The organism is Beijerinckia sp. 28-YEA-48, assembly GCF_900104955.1.
Classification (GTDB): domain Bacteria; phylum Pseudomonadota; class Alphaproteobacteria; order Rhizobiales; family Beijerinckiaceae; genus Terripilifer.
In genome coordinates this window covers 540,548-558,689 of the sequence record NZ_FNSI01000001.1, presented here as the reverse complement: position 1 = coordinate 558,689, position 18,142 = coordinate 540,548, and the positions used below count along the sequence as shown (strand labels likewise).

The window sequence follows — 18,142 nt, the reverse complement described above, 5'->3', positions numbered from 1 at the left end:
CCAGACAGCGGGTTAAGTTAGTAGATGGAACCGAGCATCGAAAGAGCCGATGCCCAGACAGCAAGTCACCGGCCTGCCAGTGGCTTCGCTCTAGCGGGCGAAGTTCCATTCATTATGCTGCAAAGTATCAGCTCTGAGGCGCGCCGGATTTATTCGCCTGCATTCGCATGGCATCGAGCCCCCAAAATCGGCCGGCTTGAACGATAGCCAGGAAAATCAGCAATCCTGCAAAAACCAGATGCTGATCGACGATGAAGTTCGTCTTGTTCTCAATATAGGGCCAGTCCATGTGGGCCATCCAATACAAGATCATCATCAGCGCGCCCAAAGGCGCGCTGATGCGGACCATAAAGCCGAGCAAAAGCGACACACCAATGAGAAGATGGCCGTATGCGACGAGGAAGGACACAATTGAAGAGACAGGTGGGGAGGCCAATAGCGAGAACAGCCCGTTGAATGTCTTGGTGTGACTGAGAAAGCCAGAAACACTGAATTCCGGAGCCAGCACCTGCCGAATGCCTGGATATAAAAAGGTCCAGGCCATAACGACGCGAAAATACAAAATCATAATTTTTTCTGTAGACTGCCGTTCCATTACTTTCTCCCCCTGGATCGTTTCGTACACAACACCGGCCTGAGCGCCAGCCAAACTCCGTTAGGCAAGCCCAGCCTTGACGCGGTCCGGACTGAACGGTGCATGACGCAACCGCTTCCCAGTGAGCGTAAAAACCGCATTTGAGATCGCCGGTATGACACCTGAGATCGAAAGCTCACCCACCGGCATTGGAATATCGCCGCTGCGAACGATCTCGACATGCATCGGCGGCACATCGGATTGCCGGATCAATTCATAATCATGAAAGTTCTGCTGCTCGACGGCCCCCCCCTTGATGGTCACGCGTTCCTTCAACGCACTTCCCAGAGCGTAGAGAAGCGATCCCTCTATCTGCGCGATAACGTTGCGCGGCTGAACTGGTAAGCCCACATCAACGGCGCACCAAAGATTATGGATGGCTAGCTTACCAGTGGACGCCTCGATAGATACCTCCACGACCGTTCCCGCGACAGAAAAGCCGGTTTGAGCCGTTCCCAACTTTGCGAATGCGACCCCCAGGCCGCGTCCATCCCGCTTCTTCTTCCAATCAGCCATGCCGGCGACATGTTCGATAATCTTTTTGGCGCGCGGGTCTTTAAGAACCATAAGTCGATAGTCGACCGGATCCTTCCCTGCCGCACGGGCCAGCTCGTCGATCACCGCTTCGATAGCGAAATTGTTGTGACCAGCGCCGATGCCCCGAAAAGCCGCCGTGCGGATGCCGCGCTCTTCATAGATATGTTCGGCGGTCATCGCCGAGATGTCGTAGTGCGGCATCTCGGCGCCGGCCATGACAATATGGTCGACGCCCTTCTGCGCTTCCAGCCGGCCCTTGCCATAAAGGTAGGGAACGACCGTGTCGGCGGCAATACGATGTCGCCAACCTGTGATCTTGCCCGCATTGTCGAGAGCCACGTCAATGCGCTGCGCCGTCATCGGACGCAGGCGGCCGGTTGCCACATCGTCCTCGCGGCTCAGCAGCATTTTCACCGGTTTGCCGACAGCCTTGGAGAGCATAATCGCATCGATGACGTATTCCACTGAGACGCGCCGGCCAAAGCCGCCGCCCATTTGCATGAGATGGAATTTCACCTGCTCCTTGCCGAGGCCAGTCGCCTTCGCAGCCTCGTCTCGGGCCTGCGTCGGCCATTGCGTTCCCGACCAGACTTCAACGCTCTGCGCTTCAACGGAAGCGACGCAGGCATGTGGCTCCATTTGCGCGTGATAGACATAGTCGGTCATATACTCGCTGGAATGGACTTTCGCCGCTGCCACGAAAGCGGCTGCGATGTCTCCGGCGGAACGGCCGATCACGCCTTGCACCTTCGGGTCGCGCGCACGATCCAACGCGATTTGCATCGCAGTATCGGAATCGGTGTTCGACCCCGGCGCCGCGCGCCATTGCGCTTTCAATTGGCTGCGCGCCGAGAAAACCGCTTCCACGGTCCGACCAACGATGCCGACACCATGATCAAAAGCAACAGCTTCGATAATATCCGGCAGGCCCTTGAGCTCTTCTCGATTGAAGGAGACTGGCCCCGAGCCGCGCACCGGCGAGCGCGCGATCGTACCATAGACCATGCCCGGAACGCGCACGTCGATGGCATAAATCATGCGGCCCGTTGATTTTTCCGCGATATCGATACGCGGGATGTCGGCGCCGATCAGACGAAAATTGGCGACGGGCTTGAGCTGGTCCGGTTTAATGTCGGGTAGTTTCTCCGGCAGCTTCATCGCTGCGGCAATTTCGCCATAAGGGAGCTTGCGACCGCTCGTACCGTGGACGACGAGACTCGGCTCGGTCTTCAACTCACTTGCTGGCACGCCGAGCTGCGTAGCCGCCGCCTCGATAAGCATCTGGCGCGCCTGCGCCCCCGCTGTCCTAGCCGCCATCCAATAGCCGCGGATCGTCAGGCTGCCCACCACAACCTGCGTCTGTCGAACAGGGTGATTGTAAACCTCCGCCACCGGCGCCGTTTCAATCACCACTTTTGACCAGTCGGCATCGAGCTCTTCAGCAAAAATCAGCGGCAGAGACGTATTCACCCCCTGCCCCATTTCGATGGCCGGCGACACGATGGTGATCGTGCCATTGGGTGCAATTCGGACAAAGGCATTGAAGGTCAAAGGGCCGCTTTGGGCCGCCGCTTGTGGGGCCAACTGAAATGCGAAGCCAAAGGACAATCCAGCTGCGCCCACGAGAATGCCACGGCGGGAGACTTCCAGAACCTGTCGATCGTTGTGCGGTCTCGTCTTCATGAGCCTAACCCTCCCGCGAAGCGCGTTCCACCGCGCGAACGATCCGTGGATAAGTGCCGCAACGGCAAAGATTGCCATCCATATGTTCGACGATCTGTTCGCGCGTCGGCTTCGGCGTTTTGGTGAGCAAGGCTGCCGCCTGCATGATCTGGCCTGACTGGCAATAGCCGCATTGCGGCGTCTGTTCAGCGATCCAGGCCTTCTGCATAGGATGCAGACCATTGGCCGATAGTCCCTCGATGGTCGTCACCTTCTTGCCGGCAAGTTGCGACACCTGGGTCTGGCAGGAGCGTACAGCCTCGCCATTGACATGCACTGTGCAGGCACCGCAAAGGCCTGCTCCACAGCCGAATTTCGTACCCGTCAGGCCGATATGCTCGCGCACGATCCACAAAAGCGGCGTGTCAGGCTGCGCATCGACTTTCATTGACTGGCCATTGATGGAAAGTTCGTAGGTTGCCATCGCGTTCTCCCCTCGCAACTTCGTTTCGTCAGCAGATCTTCTGTGGCACGGCGAACCGGGCGGGGTCAGTGCCAAGCAAGCCTGCGATGTCGCCGCCCGCTATCGCGCTATGCCTCATCTCCAGCTCAGAAGCCGAAGAGATGCGGCCATTTCTCCATCACTTGCCGTTTCAAAGCAGGGCTTGCCTCGGCAACCGGTGGGAATGGCGCTCCCCACGGCCTGCAGGCATCAACCACGGCCCGGTTGTTCTCCCAGGGCGGCCCAAAAAGCATAGGGTCGAGGGGCGTGCTCCAATGGCGACGCACAAAGTCTATGTCATTGGGCGGGTCGCACCGCGTCGCCATGGCCCAGATCACATCGTGGATATTGGAAGGGTCGATATCGTCATCCACAACGACAACCCAACGCCCGGCATAAGCGCCAGACTGGCAATTCGCGGCCAGCATGCCCGCCTGTTTCGCATGCCCGGGATATTTTTGCTTGATCGAGATGACATTGAACAGACGACCAGCGCCCGCCTCATGGCACCAAACCCCTTGAATGCCGGCAAGGCCGGCTTTCTCGCACTCGTCCCAGATCATCGAGGCTTTGACGACGGCACGCGCGACAGTGAAGTTCGATGGCGGCCGTGAGGGAATAGCAAGTGTCAGAATCGGATTGTTGCGGAAGTGGACCCGCTGAATGTGCACCACGGGTTGCTGACTGGCTTCACTGGCATAATAGCCCATGAACTCGCCAAAAGGCCCCTCAAGCTGCGTTTCGCCCGGATGCATGACGCCTTCAAGGACGATCTCCGACGCCGCGGGGAATGGCAGTTTGTAGAGTTCGCTTTCGATCACCTCGAACGGCTGGCGACGCTGGCCACCGGCATAGTCATATTCCGACACGCCCTCGGCCATTTCGGCATTCGCGCAGAGGAACAGCAAGGGATCCTGGCCACACGAGATAACGATCGGACAGGATTGGCCCCGCGCGAAATATTTTTCGCGGATCATGCGCCCATGTTTGCCCGGCGAAATCCAAATTCCAACTGTGTTCTTGGAGTGGACAGCAATCCGATACGTACCAACGTTGACCCAACCGCTATCTGGATCACGCATGATCACGATATCTTCGGTGCCGATATAGCGCCCGCCATCAAGCTCGTGCACGAAGGGTGCGGGAAACTTCGTCAGATCGATCTGTTCGTCGCGCCAAGTGTTTTCTAACACCGGCCCCGTGGAGACGACCCGTGGAAGCGTCATCTCGAATTTCTCTTTCATCCGCGCTTTATAAGCGCGGACAATATCGAGGCGTTCGCGCGGTGCCGGCAGGCCAAGGACGTGAGCCAAGCGCTTATAGGAATTGGCGGCCCCAGCCAGCACGCGAAAGCCCGGCTGATATCCTGGAATATTGTCGAACAGCAGCGCGGGCTCCTCGCCTGGACGCAGGGCGGCGACAGTTTCAGCCAGGGCGCTCATTTCCAAATGTGAGTCGGCGCCGTTGACGTGAGCCAATTCTCCCATGGCCTCGAAGTCCACTAGCAAATCCCGAAGGCCATCCCTGTTCGATTTCGGATGACTGCGGGTTTGCTCCTGTACCGCGCTCTCCATCTCGCTTCCCCTTGGCTGAGCGCCTTAACTCAACACAACCATTTGAATTAAAATGGTTTCATCCCGCTTTTCCTATGCGGGAGAAAATCTCATTTTGCGCAAATAGCATATTTCCAGATAATTTGCACAAAAATAATATCTTGCACAAAAATATTTTTATGCGTAGATGAAACAACTCTGCGGAGCGGTTGCGCATGTGGAGAAGAGGAAACAATGTGCGCAATCGGAAGCGATGCTGCCACCGCCCCAGAACAGAGGTCTCAATCCAATGAACGCGTACGAAATGCAGATAGCGAAGACAGAAAGCGGCGAACCGGCGTCGCTTTCAGAGCGCGCGTTTCGCTTGTTGCGACAACAGATCCTTCACGGCGTCATTCAGCCGGGAAGCAAGTTGAAGATGGATGTCCTGCAGCGCGAGTATGACTTCTCAAGCAGCCCCCTGCGCGAAGCCTTGAACAGATTGGCCGCTGAAGGCCTCGTCACGATGGACGAGAATCGCGGCTTTCGTGCTGCGCCGATGTCGGAAGAAGATTTCCACGACGTCACCATGATGCGCCTCCTTGTCGAGCCCGCCGCCATGGCAAGTTCCGTTGCTGCCGCCAACGACAAGTGGGAGGAACGGATTGTTGCAACGTTTCATGGGCTGAAGCGCACGGAGCAAAGAGTTCCACGGCCCGAGATCTGGTTCGACGACGATTGGACGGCCCGCCACAAAAAATTCCATATGGCGCTCATTTCGCAATGCCCGTCCCAGCGCTTGTTCATGCAGAGCTGGAATTTGTTCGATCATGCCGAGCGCTACCGCCGTGTTTGCGCTGTCAAGCGTCGCGAGGCCCGCGATACCGGCGGCGAACACAAGGCTCTCATGGAAGCAGCTTTGGCACGCGACGCCGACCTGGCCAGCGAACTCATCAAGAAGCACATTCAACGAACCTCAGAGGATGTCCATGCGTTTGTCCTGGCTCGAGCGAACGAACTCGTCGGCTCTTACGAACAGACATAAAGACCGGCTGCTGGCTATCAAGTGGGGTAGTTTCTGTACCTCGCTCATGATTTGCGTCGCTGCAGCGCAAGCTCAGACTCCAGCCGAGTTTTTTCGTGGCAAAACGGTCAAGATTATCGTCGCCGCTGCCCCTGGAGCCGCATATGATTTCGTTGGCCGCGCTCTGGCGGCCCATCTGGGCCAGTACATCCCAGGTTCGCCGAGCATCGTAGTCGAGAACATGCCAGGCGCCGGCAGCCTCGTCGCCGTGAACACGCTCTACAACAGGGCGCCCCGCGACGGCACTGTGATGGGTCTTCCGATCAATGGCATTGTCCTAGAACCCCGCCTGAAGTTGTTGTCCCGCGAAGGCGGCGCAACAAATTTCGACGTTCGGAAGATGATCTTTGTTGGCTCTCCAACTCAACAGCCTCAAATTCTTTGGGTCTGGCACAAGAGCGCATTCACCGGCATCGACGACCTCAGAAACCAAAAGGCAATTGTCGGCGCGACATCGTTCGGCGGCGACAATTACATCCTGCCGGTCATGTCCAATGCGCTTCTCGGCACGAAATTCAACGTGGTGACCGGCTACAAAGCCGTCAACGATGTTTTCCTCGCTGGTGAACGCGGTGAACTGGACGGGGGAACCGTCAATTATTCAAGCATCGCCGGCAAGAGCGATTGGATGCGCGACAAGAAGGCGCGAATCCTCATCCAGTTCGGTGCCGACCGCATCGCGGAGCTACCAGATGTTCCGACAGCTATCGAGCTGGCGACGGATGAAAACATCAAGCAAGCGCTGCGAACCTATTCGGTCAAATTCAAAGCGGCCTACCCTTTCATGCTGCCGCCGGAAGTTCCGAAAGATCGCGTCGAAGCGCTGCGTGCCGCCTTCATGGAAACCATGAAGGACAAGCAATTCATCGAGGACTCTCGGCGCATCGGCGTCGAAGTCGATCCGGTATCGGGCCAAGCCATTGCCGACCTCGTGACCGAAGTCGACAAAGTGCCACAGAACGTCATCGACCTCTTGGCCAAAACTCTCAACTAACAGTTTAAAAAAAGGAAATTGGGATGATTCAGGTAAAGCGTCTCGGGCACGCTACGTTCAGCACGCCCGATCTTGAGCAGCAGATCGACTATTGGACCCAAGTCGTTGGCCTTTCGCTTGTTGAACGCGGCAAGGACCATGCCTTTCTCGCCACCCGCCTGGGACAGGAATCCATTGCGCTTGAGCGCGGTCAGGACAAAGGTCATCTTCAGCGCCTCGCCTTTCAGGTCAAACCTGGCAGCGATCTCGGCGAATTGGCGGCCAACCTTCAAAAACATGGCGTCAAAAGCGAGATGCGCAAGGATATTTCACCTGGCGTATCCAACGCTATCGCCTTTTACGATCCAAAAGGCACGCTGATCGAGGTCTACGCCGACTATAATTTTGCGCCGAGTGACAACTTGGACAATGGCATTCAGCCGCAGAAATTCGGTCACGTTGCCTATCGAGTTAAAGACGTTCAGAAGCTCTCCGCCTTCTACTGCGATGTCCTCGGCTTTCGCGCCTCCGATTGGCTTGGTGATCATTTCTCGTTTCTGCGCTGCGGCGTCGATCACCATACGATCAATTTCGTTCGCTACGAAGAAGAAGCTTTGCACCACATCGCCTTCGAACTCCGCGACTGGGGCTCCATCCGCGACGCGTGCGACTTTTTGGACAAGAAGAAGATCCCGCTCGTCTGGGGGCCGCTCCGACATATTGTCGGCCACAACATCGCCGCCTATCACCGCAATCCCGACCATATCCGCGTCGAGCTCTTCACCGAGCTTGATATGATGCTGGACGAGGACCTCGGCTATTGGGAGCCGCGGCCCTGGCATCAAGAACGACCGCTCCGCCCGAAAGTCTGGGACAAGTCGACCCTGCGCAGTCAATGGGGCTTCGGATCTCACGGCAATTTCGAAGGTTATCCTTAAATGATCGATCGAGGCATCGGGCGTCAAGATCCGATGCCTCGCAATAGATTTCAGTTCGAGTGGAGGACGTCATGAAGAACGGCACAGCCGTCTTATATGCAACAGCTTTGGTGTTGGCGCTGCCATCGATCGCGATCGCGGCAGAACCTGCCACCGTTCGATTCGGCGTGATAGCAGCCTCCATGCGGCTCTTTCAGTCTGCGGGCATTCATATCGCCCAACGCAAGGGCATGTTCGAAAAACAGGGCTTGAAGGTAGACGTCGTTCCCCTACCCGGCGTCGAGCATATGACCAATGCTTTGGACAAGGACACCGTCGATATCAGCATGGTGGCAACGCCCTATCTGGTCAAAGCCGTTCTGAATGGCTCCGACGCAACCGCGATCATCGGCGGACCGGCCAATACGATCTACAACATCGTCGGTCGGCCAGAGGTCACCTCCATGGAACAGTTGCGCGGCAAAACCGTTGCCCTATCCCTGCCTGAGGACATGATCTCCATCACGACGCGCATGATCCTGGCGAAGCACGGCCTTCAGGAGAAGGATTATGCCGGCAAGGAGCTGATCGGTACGCCCCTTCGATCAAAATGTCTGGAGAGCGCGGAATGCGCTGCCGCGCCGCTCAGCCAGCCGGAGGATTTAAGCTTTCTCCGCAAAGGCTATCGCGTTTTAGGGAACTCCCACGAAGTTACCCCGACGATGCAATTCACCGTCTTTGCGGCGCGCAAGCCCTGGGCTGCGAAGAACAAGGACGTAGTCGTGCGCTTTACCAAAGCCATCGAGGAGGCCTACGCGTTCACGGCAAACCCCGCCAATCGCGAGGAAGTTGTCAAAATCGTCGTTGAAGCCACCGGCGCCTCAGCCGAGGATTCCCGTGAAATCTACAAACTCTATTACGAGCCCAATAAAGGCGTGATGCCGAAGCGCGGCGAAATCAATGTCGAAGGCGTCGCCAAGGTGATCGAACTTCTCGGTACGGCAAGCCTGCTGCAGAAGCCGCTGCCAGCCCCAGAGCGATTTATCGACCTGGAGTATCTGCGAGCAGCGGGCATTCAGTAAAGCGCTTAGCCAGAAACTAAAACGAACCAACCAGTGAACTGTGAACGCGCGGCCAAGCCGCGTGATGGAACCCCTTTGCCTTTATTCCCGGCTTCAAGCCTCCGTAGGAGTGAGAACGTGCAGACTTTGGAAAATGACACCACCGTTGCTGACGTATATTTGCGCATACTGGCCGATCGTGGCGTTGAATATTTGTTTGCCAATGCTGGAACGGACTTCGCGCCGCTGATCGAAGCCTATGCGAAGGCTGAAGCCGAAGGCGCGAAGGTGCCAAAGCCGGTGACGGTACCGCATGAGAATGTCGCGGTCGCCATGGCCATGGGACACTATCTGAAGTCGGGCCGGCCGCAATTGGTGATGGTGCATGTCAATGTCGGAACCGCCAATTCGGTTTGCGGCGTTATGAATGCCTCGCGCGCCAACATTCCAGTTCTATTCTCCGCCGGTCGCACGCCGTTTACCGAGAGCGGCGATGTGCCCGGGGGAAGGTCAGGCGAAATCCATTGGCCGCAGGAAATGCGCGATCAGGCGTCGATTTTGCGTGAATTCGTCAAATGGGATTATCAGCTTCCCAACGGTAAGGTTCTGGAAAACACGGTCGATCGCGCGATCAATATGGCGAGCGCCGAGCCGAAGGGCCCCATCTATCTGACATTGCCCCGTGAGGTTCTTGCCGCGCCTGCGAACGGCATCGGCTATCATTCACCAAGCCGCCACCGCACGGCTTCCCCGCCCTTTCCGGATCTTCGCGCCATCGACGAAGCGGCGGATATGATCGCCAAAGCTAAGAATCCGTTGATCATTACGTCCAGCGCCGGTCGTGACGAAGGCGATGCGGAGCGCTTGGCCGCCCTCGCCGATGCTTTTGCCATCCCCGTGACCCAACGCAAGCCTCGTTACACGGCGCTGTCCACCGATCACGCCATGCATCTTGGCTACGATCCCGACAGCATGCTGGCGGCGGCGGACCTTGTCATCGTGATCGAATGCGATGTTCCGTGGGTTCCTTTCAAGCAGAGCCCGGCGAAGGACGCCAAGATCATCCATATCGGCGTCGATCCGCTCTTTTCCCATTATCCGATGCGCGCATTTGATTGTGACCTCGCCATTACAGGCGTTCTGAGCGCAACATTGACGCAACTGACGCAAGCGCTCGCCACACGGCAAACTGCAGCGATCGATAGTATCGAAGAGCGACGTCTTCGGCTCATACAGCAGCGGACGGCCCAGCGCGACAAGTGGCGGGAAGCACTGAAGCGAGCCCGCAACAATACACCGATGTCACCAGCCTGGATCAGTCATTGCATTGATGCCGTGAAGGGCGAAGATGGAATTGTCATCAAGGAATCGCCGCTGCAGCTCGAGCAGATGCGTTTCACCAAACCCGGGACCATGTATTCAATTGGTGCAGCGGGCGGCCTCGGCTGGGGGCTCGGAACCGCGTTAGGCGTCAAGACGGCGGCACCGGACAAACTGGTTATCTGCACTGTCGGTGACGGCGCCTACATGTTCGGCAATCCAATTCCGGCTCACTACGTGTCCGCAGCCGAAAAATTGCCGATCCTCACCGTCGTCTTCAACAATCAGATGTGGGGCGCCGTGAAGCGTAACACACGAGAAGTCTACCCCGACGGCTTCGCCGCGCGCAGCAATCGTGAACCCCTAACTTATTTCGACCCAGCACTCGATTTTTCCAAGGCGGCTGAAATCGCCGGCGGCTACGGCGAAACTGTCGAGGATCCCGCGCATATGGAAGCAGCGCTCGAGCGTTCCCTCAAGGTCATCGGCAATGAGAAGCGCCAAGTCGTTCTTAACGTGGTCTGCGGAGGCCCGTGAGCGATCACTCTCCCGCGATTGGCAGAACTAGAAAGCAGTACGGAATATACGATGCGACAGAATTCCGATGTACAAATCCAACTTATTGGACTGACGGGGAGCCTGCGAAAGCAGTCTCATTCGCGGGCCGTTCTCCTAGGGCTACAGGCGGCTCTCAGACTCAGCATCAAGCTCGATATCGTTGATCTTGATCTGCCTCTCTACAACCTCGATCACGACGGCGCCGCGACACCGCAAAGCGTGCGTGATCTACGCGACCGGATCATGGCCAGCGATGCCGTCGTGATTGCGACGCCAGAATATAATCACGGCATTCCCGGTGTTTTAAAGAACGCGCTTGATTGGGCGTCGCGGCCCAACGGCAAGTCCTGCCTCAAGGACAAACCCGTTCTTGTCATCTCGAACTCGACGGCTTTCACCGGGGGCGCCCGCGCTCACACGCAAGCCAACGAGACGTTGATTTCCTGTCAGGCCAATATTGTTTCTGGTCCGCAAGTCGTCATCGGCAGCATCGCAACCAAGATTCAGGAAGACAGGCTCGCCGACGCGGCAAGCATCACATTCGCTCTGGCGGCAATCGATCGTCTGATCGGCGCCTGCCAGGACGCCAAGGCCGCAGCATAACGCACTGAGAGGGAGGGAACCATGGGAGTGACAGGGACGCATTTCTCTGCGTTGTTTATCTTAACCGCGGTATCGGCATGGGCGAACGGAACTTGGGCGCAAGAGAAGGGCGACGTCGAACGCGGCCGGTATCTGGTTGAGATCGGCGTCTGCGCCTCGTGCCATACCAAGCCGAATGCTGACGGCCACCTTAATCAAAGCATGCATCTGGCAGGCGGAAAACGGTCCGGTCCATACAATACGGCAAATCTGACACCCGATGTAGAAACGGGTCTTGGTAGCTGGACCGAGGCACAGATTGTCGACGCGTTAAGAAATGGCAAGCGGCCAAGCGGCGAGCCCATTCGCTTTCCGATGGGCATCTTCTTCTACCGACACCTCTCGGATAAAGACGCCCACGCGATCGCTGCTTACCTCAAAAGCATCCCGCCAATCAAAAACCACGTGGAGCGGCTTCCGTCGACCCGGCCCGATCAGAGCTATGATCTGACCACAACCATACCCGAGCCAGCTCCTGCGGAACGCGGGAAATATCTCGCCGAGGCAGTGGCTCATTGCATGCAATGCCACACGCCGCGCGTCGGCCTCACGCCGGATATGACGCGCGCCGGAGCCGGCGGCACGCCCTATGCGGTGCCGGGCGGCGGAACCATGGTGGCCGCCAATCTGACACCCGGCAACAAGCACGGCATTGTTCAGTGGACGGATGAACAGGTGAAGACAATCATCACCAAAGGGGTACGGCCGGATGGAACGCCGCTTGTCCCGGTCATGGACTTCGAAATGTATGCCGCCATGACGGACGAAGATCTGACAGCGCTCATCGGATACCTGCGAAACCTCAAACCGGTCACAACGGACTGAGAGAGAAATCTCTTCGATATCGAGGATTTTCCATGCTTTCCAAGCGTACAATGTTGAAGGCCGTCGCCGCTGTTGGCGTCGCGACCTCCCTGCCCAACTTGCTGAGGGCTCAAGACAGCTATCCCAATCGGCATATACGCATCGTTGTCGGCTTCCCTGCTGGCAGCGGTGCCGACGTCATGTGCCGGTGGTATGCGCGACAACTCGAAATCGCCTGCAAATCACCGGTCATCATCGAGAACAAGCCTGGAGCCGGCGCCAACATCGGCACGGTCTACGCGGCACGCGCGAAGCCAGACGGCTATACGATCAGCCTCAATTCAAGCTCCAGCATGATCGGCCCGGGGTTTCTTCTCAAAGACCCAGGATTCGATCCGCGGAAGGACTTCGTACCGATACGGACCATCGCTCAACTTGCCTTCGTGCTTGTGACTTCACCACGCAGGAAGGAAAGCAACCTGGCCGAGATGACGACCGCACTCAAAACCAAGAAGACGGCGACCTTCGGCTATACGAACCCGACCAGCATCATATGTGCTGAACTCTACAAGCGAGTGAGCGGGATCGAGGCCAGCGGCGTCGCCTACAAGACCTCGCCGGACGGGTTGCGCGACGTCATCGATGGCGATCTGGACTTCATGTTCATGGATAGCACGTTTGCGGCAGGTCAGGTGCGATCCGGCAATTTGCGGGCGGTCGCGGTCACATCGAACGATCGTGTGGCCCTTCTCCCCGATGTCCCAACAATGCAAGAACTCAATATCGACGTGTCCTTTGCGCCATGGTGGGCGGCTTGGGCACCGAGCGGCACACCTCAACCCATTGTCGACCAGTTGTCGAAATGGTTCGAGGAAATTGCCAAGAGCGATGAAACGCGAGAGTTTCTCAACAAAATCGCGGCGAATCCACTTCTAGGCGGACCACAAGAGACCAGCAAACGCCTGGCCGACGAAATCGCGATTTGGCCTCCGCTCGTCGCCGCTGCGCAACTGACGCCCCAATAGCGATGAAGTCAGTCACACCGTCGATCATCTGTGGAGGGTAAGATGAAAGCATCACTATTTCAGTCTCTTTGTTTAGCGTTAGGCGTTTTGACCTCAGGCACTCTCCACGCAGAGACCGATGCCGAGCGCTACGAAGCAGCTAAGCAAGAGAAATCGCTCGTGATCTACGCTGGCGGCCCCGTTGCCCCAAACGAAAAATTCGCGCGCGAGTTTGAGAAAGCCTATCCGGGCATTTCCGTGACCGTCGTCGGCGGCTTCAGCAACGTCCTGAACGAGAAAATCAACAGCCAGATCAAGGCGAAGAAGCTGGAAGTGGACCTGGCAATTTTTCAGACCGTGCAGGATCTTGTAGGCTGGAAAAAGGACGGCGTCCTCCTCAACTTCAAGCCCGATGGATACGAGCAGATTATTCCTGCCTTGCGCGATCCCGATGGCGCATTCACGACGACACGCGTGAGCCTGCTGACTTACGGCTCGAACACAAACTTGATCGCGGGAAACGCGCGTCCGAAATCCGCGCTCGACTTCCTTGATCCGAAATACAACGGCAAGCTCATCACCTGCTATCCCGCCGATGATGATGCGACGCTCTACGTCTTCTACACGATCGTTCAAAAATACGGCTGGAACTATATGGATCGCTATATGGCCAATAAGCCGAAGTTCGTTCAGGGCCATCTCGGTGTTGCTCGTGGCCTCGCCGATGGCTCGAGCTCCGCAACATTTGACGCGACGATCAACGTTGAAGACCTCAGAAAGGCAGGCCAGCCGGTCGAAATGTTTGTATCCGAACAGGACGAAACGCCGGCCTTTACGTTGACCGCCGGCATCTTCAAGGATGCGCCCCATACCAATGCGGCGAAGCTCTTTCTCAACTGGTATATGGCGCCCGAGCAACAGCGCCGGACAGGTAGCTTTTCGGCGCGCACCGATGTCGGACCGCCGGAAGGCTTCCAGCCGCTTTCGTCCTATCGCCTGGCAAACAATTATCGCGAGCTCGTCTCCAATGACGCGCTCATGACCGAACTGAGGGCCCGTTTCGAGAAGTATACGGGCCCCGTGGTAAACACCGGTGGCGTCCGCTAACGCGTGGCGCATTCCCTCGACCCGACCACACCGAACAAAACGAAACGGCCGGGTAAATGCCCGGCCGTTTTGTGCCCTTTATAACCCGGCCAACTGTACAGTCTTCACGCGATCAGATGGCGCTCAATTCGCGCCACGCACACAGACGCTTCATCCACCATTTTTCTGTTCCACGATGATAAACCGACCGCGCTCCGCGCTACATTACCGCCGCGCCAACATCGATCGGCCCATATCTCATAGAGGGCTTGATCGAGGCGATTATCGTCCCGGATCATATCCCGACGCCGGCGCGATAAAACAAAATTGTCCCGGCTCACGTTCTTGTCTTCAACCGCATGCCCGATCTGAAACTCCTCGGACAAAGCATCGAGCAGAAGGTTGCAGTGGCGATACGAGCCGACGAACCAAAACCGATCCAATTGCCGGGACAGGAAATCCAAGGTTTGGTTCTGCGACATGAGCAGCTCCTGGACTGCAGGCATGCGAAAATATCGGGAAAGCAGGAAATGACTGATCGGATTCTTGCGATGACACCGATACCAGAAGTCAAAATCCATCGTCATGGCCCGATCGCGGCGAGCTGATGTCCTGATGTTGAACGCATACAGAGATTGGAAGTAGCCAACTGGATCTCTCAGAAGCCCAATTTCTCGAATCTCTTGCCCCAGAAAGATCTTGACTGCGGTTCTCGGAAGATAGTGCCCCGCGAAGAACCGGACATTCTCCAATGTGGATCTTTCGCTGATGTCAACGGAATGGCGCTGCGACTTCTCAGTTATGATCACGACCTGATCACGATGTAGACGCATATGGTTGATGATCGTCGACCCTGCACACTTCGGGACGTGTGGTAGGAAATACACAGCTGCCGAACCCATCAAATTGCCTCAAGAATTCTGCCTCCATTTTCATCGGCTCGAGAACGTCAAGACCGCCCAAGCACAGGCGCGCTGCATGCGCCTGATGGCATTGATCATGCATCAGTGGACAGAGATTTTGACTTCTAAACCGAGATAGGCGGAAGCCTAACCGAGCCTATGTGTACTCTCACCAGCCGTGCAGCAGGATTAAGTGATATTAAGAAATATTGCGGGATACGAAACTTTCCGCGAAGTCAGGCCAGTCGTGAAATACGACAACTTGCCGCCATATTCGGTCGCAACATCATCCTATCCGGGCGCTGACCAGTGGTCTTAGAACAAATGGATACAATGCCTTCGCTTCCGAATTCTTCAGCCACCATCCTACTTGTTGAAGATGATGCCGGAATATCCGCCATCCTGTCGGATGTACTCGAAGACGCCGGGTTCACAATCGTTTCTGCGGCTTCTGGTCAGAGAATGGACGCCGCTCTCGAAACAGAACAGATCGATCTCGTTCTTCTCGACATCATGCTCCCTGACGAAGACGGCCTCAGCATCTGTCGGCGCTTGCGATCGATATCAACAATTCCGATCATCATGCTGACCGCGCTGAAGGAAGACATCGATCGCATCATAGGACTTGAAATAGGTGCCGACGACTACATCACGAAGCCCTTCAATCCGCGTGAGCTGATCGCTAGAATCAGAGCTCTCTTACGTCGGTCCAATATTCGCCAACCTGTAGCCAGTTCCGAAAACGCCCCCAGACGTTTCGCCGGCTGGATAATTCATCCCACCGCTCGCCAGCTCCATAACTCGGAGGGTGCGATGGTGACATTGACCAGCGCCGAATTCGATCTTCTGGCCGCCCTTTGCCTTAATCCGAGGCGGATTCTGTCCCGCGAACAATTGCTCGAATTGACCCATGGTGGCCTCGCCGGTCCAATAGAACGCAGCATAGACGTTCACATCAGCCGGATACGGCAAAAAATAGAATTGGACCCAGCCGCTCCGCAACTGATCAAGACTGTCCGGCTCGCCGGATATATATTCACCCCACTGGTGGAGCTGATATGAGGCAGCAGATCGCGCGGGCCTGGCCTCGGACAATCGTGGCACAGATTACCGTTCTGATTGCGATCTCGCTCACGCTCTCATGCATAATGACGGCTATTGCTCTCCACTTCATCCAGCCGGAGCCGCTGGCGAGATTGGGGCAAGCGAGCGCACTCGTTAGAGCAACGACAATCGTGCAGCTGGCGCAACGTTCAGAATCCGATGCCGAGATCGATGCCCTTCTCGCCCATGCAAATCGAGCGGGGATCCCTGTCGAAAAGATCGATACACCGAAATCCCTGGAGAACCTGAGCGACGAGGGACGGTCGGTTTTGGCGAGATATTTTCGCCGTCTTGGTGGGCCCCTGGACATCCACGGAATAGAAAAAATCGCATTTCGCGACAACGCCCTCATCGTCGTCCTGGATAAGGTTTCCCTCAAACTCCGAATGCCCGCCAATTGGACGCCACCACCAGGACGGGTACCGAGATTTATGGGGGTGCCTCTGATGTTCGTTCTCATCGCCGTCACCACCTTTTCTGTTGTTCTGCTGTTCTATGCAGCAAGGTGGGTCATCGCGCCGCTTTCGTCGTTTGCCGCCGCCGCTCAGGCATTTGGCCGCTCTCCGAAATCGGACTATGCGTTGAGCGAAGATGGCCCCCGCGAAATCGCGTTGGTTGCGCGCGCATTAAACGAAATGCGCGACCGTATCCGCGAGCTTGTGGAACGAAGAACTTTGATGCTCGCCGCCATTGGCCACGATCTCCGCACGCCGCTTACCAGACTGAGGCTGCATGCGGAGCAGGTCGATTCCGCTGTGATAAGGAATCGAATGGTTCGCGAGATCACGATCATAGACAATATGCTCAGCGACACACTTGCCTATCTAAAAGATGACAGTCATTCCGAACCACTCAGCTCGGTGGATCTGCCAAGCCTTCTGCAAACCATTTGCACGGCCTATATCGATTCAGGATTTAATGTGTCCTATCAGGGAATCGATCGAGCAATATATGTGTGCCGCGCGGCCTCGTTGAAGCGAGCCATCACAAACTTCATTGAGAATGGAACAAAGTATAGTTCCGAGGTTGTCGTCGGTTTGAAATACCTGGAAAGCGATGTCTGTATTGAGATTGCCGACAATGGACCTGGTATTTCTCCAGACATAAAGGAAAAGGTATTCAAGCCGTTCTTCAAGGGAGACCCTTCGAGATCCGGCCTCAATAGAACCGGCTTCGGCCTCGGCCTTTCAATCGCTCGCGATATTATTCAGGCCCATGGCGGTCAGATCGATCTCTGCGATCGCAAGCCACACGGATTGCGCGTGCATATCAAACTGCCAAGCAAACCGCGAATGTCACCATAGGAGCGGATCTGAATAAACTTTCTCGCGACTGGTTGCGGCTCGCAGTTTGTCGACCATCAAGCTTGCCAGTTGCTCAACGATAAAATCAGCCCAGTATTCCGCCGTCCCTTCGCTCGTGACACGTGTATCGAAGCGATCCGGCGGGACAAACATGCGATTGGTATCCTCATACCGACCTTTTTCGATACGATCGATCCATATGATGAAGGCCTTTCCCCGTGCATCGAACGCGGTCCGCGTTTCGGGCGTCGGGCAGACGAAGTCGGCGACAGCACAGACGCCGACCTTCGCAACCTGATCGCACAGCCAGCCCATCCGACGGGCCTGCTCAATGCGATCATCAAGACTGTACCCAAGATCTCTGCTGAGATTTTGCCGCACGTCATCAGCGTTGAAGTGCACGGCATGAAGTAGGGGCGCCAATTTACGGGCAAGAGTGGTCTTGCCCGAACCCGGAAGCCCCATGATGAGAATCTTGTGATTCATGGCTTCACAATCATGATCCACTTTCGACAA

17 protein-coding genes are annotated in these 18,142 nt (G+C 56.5%); 11 read left to right on the top strand and 6 right to left on the bottom strand.

The genetic code is table 11. The features are described 5' to 3' along the window. Positions 1 to 127: 127 nt before the first annotated feature. The 4 genes from BLW50_RS02570 to BLW50_RS02555 form a co-directional block, all read right to left on the bottom strand. Positions 128 to 595, bottom strand: coding sequence for a DoxX family protein (locus BLW50_RS02570; RefSeq protein WP_090696989.1), 468 nt, complete (start codon positions 593 to 595; stop codon positions 128 to 130). Between the two features lie 60 nt (positions 596 to 655). Then, positions 656 to 2,854, bottom strand: coding sequence for a xanthine dehydrogenase family protein molybdopterin-binding subunit (locus BLW50_RS02565; RefSeq protein ID WP_170849952.1), 2,199 nt, complete (start codon positions 2,852 to 2,854; stop codon positions 656 to 658). Between the two features lie 4 nt (positions 2,855 to 2,858). Beyond that, positions 2,859 to 3,317, bottom strand: a complete 459-nt coding sequence (locus BLW50_RS02560; protein ID WP_090696984.1) for a (2Fe-2S)-binding protein — start codon at positions 3,315 to 3,317, stop codon at positions 2,859 to 2,861. Between the two features lie 125 nt (positions 3,318 to 3,442). Continuing rightward, a complete protein-coding gene (locus BLW50_RS02555) occupies positions 3,443 to 4,909 on the bottom strand; it encodes a UbiD family decarboxylase (RefSeq protein WP_090696982.1) in 1,467 nt (488 codons plus the stop codon). A gap of 268 nt (positions 4,910 to 5,177) precedes the next feature. On the opposite strand from BLW50_RS02555, the gene BLW50_RS02550 reads away from it, so the two are divergent. The 9 genes from BLW50_RS02550 (at position 5,178) to BLW50_RS02510 (ending at position 14,337) form a co-directional block, all read left to right on the top strand. Beyond that, complete coding sequence (locus tag BLW50_RS02550; RefSeq protein ID WP_210186019.1) at positions 5,178 to 5,912, top strand: FCD domain-containing protein; 735 nt, start codon at positions 5,178 to 5,180, stop codon at positions 5,910 to 5,912. Then, positions 5,863 to 6,945, top strand: coding sequence for a Bug family tripartite tricarboxylate transporter substrate binding protein (locus BLW50_RS02545; protein ID WP_170849950.1), 1,083 nt, complete (start codon positions 5,863 to 5,865; stop codon positions 6,943 to 6,945). The genes BLW50_RS02550 and BLW50_RS02545 overlap by 50 nt, the downstream gene beginning before the upstream one ends. Before the next feature lie 23 nt (positions 6,946 to 6,968). Further along, entirely contained in the window at positions 6,969 to 7,862 is an 894-nt protein-coding gene (locus BLW50_RS02540; protein ID WP_090696973.1) for a VOC family protein, read from the top strand. Between the two features lie 71 nt (positions 7,863 to 7,933). Next, on the top strand, positions 7,934 to 8,923 hold the full coding sequence (locus BLW50_RS02535) for an ABC transporter substrate-binding protein (protein ID WP_090696971.1): 990 nt from the start codon (positions 7,934 to 7,936) through the stop codon (positions 8,921 to 8,923). Positions 8,924 to 9,040: 117 nt separating this feature from the next. Beyond that, positions 9,041 to 10,759: a thiamine pyrophosphate-requiring protein gene (locus BLW50_RS02530; protein WP_170849949.1), complete on the top strand. Its 1,719-nt coding sequence runs from the start codon at positions 9,041 to 9,043 to the stop codon at positions 10,757 to 10,759. Between the two features lie 51 nt (positions 10,760 to 10,810). Further along, positions 10,811 to 11,383 (top strand): NADPH-dependent FMN reductase, encoded by a 573-nt coding sequence (locus tag BLW50_RS02525; protein WP_090696966.1) that lies wholly within the window; start codon positions 10,811 to 10,813, stop codon positions 11,381 to 11,383. A gap of 21 nt (positions 11,384 to 11,404) precedes the next feature. After that, the gene (locus BLW50_RS02520) at positions 11,405 to 12,247 is read left to right on the top strand and encodes a c-type cytochrome (RefSeq protein ID WP_090696964.1); all 843 of its coding nucleotides are present in this window, start codon (positions 11,405 to 11,407) and stop codon (positions 12,245 to 12,247) included. A 32-nt stretch (positions 12,248 to 12,279) separates the two neighbouring features. Next, on the top strand, positions 12,280 to 13,251 hold the full coding sequence (locus BLW50_RS02515) for a Bug family tripartite tricarboxylate transporter substrate binding protein (RefSeq protein WP_090696961.1): 972 nt from the start codon (positions 12,280 to 12,282) through the stop codon (positions 13,249 to 13,251). Positions 13,252 to 13,293: 42 nt separating this feature from the next. Next, positions 13,294 to 14,337: an ABC transporter substrate-binding protein gene (locus BLW50_RS02510; protein ID WP_090696958.1), complete on the top strand. Its 1,044-nt coding sequence runs from the start codon at positions 13,294 to 13,296 to the stop codon at positions 14,335 to 14,337. A 104-nt stretch (positions 14,338 to 14,441) separates the two neighbouring features. Here BLW50_RS02510 and BLW50_RS02505 read toward each other — a convergent pair whose 3' ends face one another. Then, positions 14,442 to 15,218, bottom strand: coding sequence for a sulfotransferase family 2 domain-containing protein (locus BLW50_RS02505; protein WP_090696955.1), 777 nt, complete (start codon positions 15,216 to 15,218; stop codon positions 14,442 to 14,444). 324 nt (positions 15,219 to 15,542) lie between these two features. On the opposite strand from BLW50_RS02505, the gene BLW50_RS02500 reads away from it, so the two are divergent. Both BLW50_RS02500 and BLW50_RS02495 read left to right on the top strand, forming a co-directional pair. Then, the gene (locus BLW50_RS02500) at positions 15,543 to 16,280 is read left to right on the top strand and encodes a response regulator (protein ID WP_090696953.1); all 738 of its coding nucleotides are present in this window, start codon (positions 15,543 to 15,545) and stop codon (positions 16,278 to 16,280) included. Continuing rightward, complete coding sequence (locus tag BLW50_RS02495; protein ID WP_090696951.1) at positions 16,277 to 17,626, top strand: ATP-binding protein; 1,350 nt, start codon at positions 16,277 to 16,279, stop codon at positions 17,624 to 17,626. Before BLW50_RS02500 ends, BLW50_RS02495 begins: the two co-directional genes overlap by 4 nt. On the opposite strand, the gene BLW50_RS02490 is transcribed toward BLW50_RS02495, so the two are convergent. Continuing rightward, positions 17,618 to 18,112 (bottom strand): adenylyl-sulfate kinase, encoded by a 495-nt coding sequence (locus tag BLW50_RS02490; RefSeq protein ID WP_139267438.1) that lies wholly within the window; start codon positions 18,110 to 18,112, stop codon positions 17,618 to 17,620. The genes BLW50_RS02495 and BLW50_RS02490 overlap by 9 nt on opposite strands. Between the last annotated feature and the right edge of the window lie 30 nt (positions 18,113 to 18,142).